This window comes from Polaromonas sp. P1_E1_2, assembly GCF_056406035.1.
Window position 1 is genome coordinate 1 of sequence record NZ_JBFUAZ010000698.1, and the last position, 2,052, is coordinate 2,052.

3 protein-coding genes are annotated in these 2,052 nt (G+C 54.1%); all 3 read left to right on the forward strand.

Annotated features, from left to right (window positions below):
* Positions 1-427 precede the first annotated feature (427 nt).
* Positions 428-892, forward strand: a complete 465-nt coding sequence (locus AC1D1P_RS21860; RefSeq protein ID WP_477674419.1) for a hypothetical protein — start codon at positions 428-430, stop codon at positions 890-892.
* 94 nt (positions 893-986) lie between these two features.
* The gene (locus tag AC1D1P_RS21865; RefSeq protein ID WP_477674420.1) at positions 987-1,319 is read left to right on the forward strand and encodes a hypothetical protein; all 333 of its coding nucleotides are present in this window, start codon (positions 987-989) and stop codon (positions 1,317-1,319) included.
* An 84-nt stretch (positions 1,320-1,403) separates the two neighbouring features.
* Positions 1,404-1,727 (forward strand): hypothetical protein, encoded by a 324-nt coding sequence (locus AC1D1P_RS21870; protein ID WP_477668942.1) that lies wholly within the window; start codon positions 1,404-1,406, stop codon positions 1,725-1,727.
* The last annotated feature ends 325 nt before the right edge of the window (positions 1,728-2,052 follow it).

A 2,052-nucleotide genomic window follows, 5' to 3' on the forward strand; every position in this document is an offset into this window, starting at 1 on the left:
GCTTCTTCATGTACCCCGTGGCTGAAAATGCGGCCGGCCGTTTTGACTCCTACGCACCGGATGATTTCATGTATCAAATCACTGCAAAAGAGGTCAGGGCCTGAGCATCACGCGGCGTGCAGCCTTAAAAGGGTTGAAGATGCAGGAAACAATGGGACTGCGGAGCCGGCGGTTTTAAGGACGGCTTGCTCAGAGCGCTTTCATCGTTTGGATCATGTCGTCAACTTGCTCAATGCAAAAAGCTGGGTGAAACTGGACGGAAAATTTGCGGGGTTTCACGGAATTTTTATAACTGTATAAATTTACTGTTTGTGGGCTTGAAACCCAGCATGCAAGCGGCTTACAGGGGTTTTAGATGTCCAGATTAGATTGCAAGCGCCAGGTTATACCGCAGGTTTTGCGGCATACATTACGTTAAGTCTCACATATGTCACGCACTGACAAGCTCTCGAAGTTGGTCGCACTCTATGACGATCTGCACAGCGAACTCGCGACCGTAGAAGATGAGCGTACCCTGCAGCTATGCGAGAGCTGGAAAAAAGCTCGACCGATTTACGCTGAGCCTACCGGGGAACACCCGAGGTCCGCGCTTRCAACAGGCATGGAACAGGGCTTGCGAGAGACACCCATGCTGTTGAAATCGTTACCACCTGCGATGCGGGCGCATGCTGCAAAGGCGCTCGACCGTGCGATCGCTATCCATTACCCTGAATTCTCTGCTAAGGAGGAAGCGCGGCTGGAGAAAATCAAGGCGCGCGGACGGATACGAGGGGAAAATGAGTTCTACTTGGCGCGTCACCAAGTGGATGTCTTGGAAGGAAATGCGCAGCGAAGGGAAGAGATCGAGAAGTGGTACGCCTTGGTTGACGAATTTGAGGCGCGGGGTATATGAGACTTAACATTTCGCTCGGCACGGACACGCAGCTGCAGAATGCCGCTTCGCGGCGCATGCTGCGTGCCGGGCAGCTTCGACGTTAGATTTTCAAATGTACGCGCTCACGGTTTTAGTATTTCTGGTCCTGCCTGTTGGTATGGCGTCATTTCTTCTCTGGCGCGCCTATCAGATGGGAGTCAAAGGCCGCGTTGAACTTACACATCAATGGATTGCGCGCCCGCCTGAAGGCATTGAAGCATTTGCGCGATGGTTTGCTTGGCGCGACTTAACGTTTGGAGCGGGCCTGTTGGCTTGCCTGATGGTGCTACTGGCTTTGCCCCAATACTTTGCCGCTTGGATACCTCTCATGGCACTATTCGGTTTCATACATCAAGGATTCACTGGCTATGCACTTCACAAGCTCAGGAAAAGAAATTCAATCTAACAGGGTGCTCGACGCGGACATGCAGCAGCAGGTTGCCGCTTCGCGGCGCATGCTGCGCGCCGGGCAGCGCCAACGTTAGACCTCATGGACTCCATCGCACATCGACTCACGAAGCTATCGCTCTGGGGCTTGCCGCTTTTATGGCTTGCTCTAGCCGTGTTTGTATGGCTTCGTCACTCATGGCTTGCTGGTGCTTGCTTCGCCATAGCTGGCCTCAGCGGTTTGCTCTGGAACTTATTCTTTTTGCCGGTCGGCGTTGGTCGTCCCGCTGAAATCTGGCGCGCAGTGGTCTTCGTCGAATATGACGAAGCTCCTTTGGGTCACGTTCTTTCGGTATACCTCCCGCTGCTTTCAAAGCTGTCTCTTGTGGCCGCAGTTTCCATGCTTGCTTTCAAGCGTGCGGTTTAATCCATCATTCCAGCGGACCGCCATTGGCGGCCGCTGAATTCAAACGTCAGGTCGCATAAGAACAGCCGCCCATGTCCAAGGCCATTCATTTCATTGGCGCACTTTTCGCGATGGGGCTCGTCTGGTTTTTTGCCCTCGTGGGCTTGGTCGAGTGGCTAGCACCGGGCATTGTGTCGGGTTATGGCTTTGTCGCAATGCTCGCCACTTGTCTGCTACTTGCCGGATACCCCGCATGGAGGCTCTTTGTCCAGCGACGTCCTTAGCAGGGTTCCGCGGTCTAACAGGTCGCTCGATACGGAAAACGTCGCGGCGCATTGCCACTGCG

Bases quoted from the DNA above. Each gene is read 5' to 3' on its own strand.
- AC1D1P_RS21870 (WP_477668942.1), top strand. From the start codon at position 1,404: ATGGACTCCATCGCACATCGACTCACGAAGCTATCGCTCTGGGGCTTG.
- AC1D1P_RS21865 (WP_477674420.1), top strand. From the start codon at position 987: ATGTACGCGCTCACGGTTTTAGTATTTCTGGTCCTGCCTGTTGGTATG.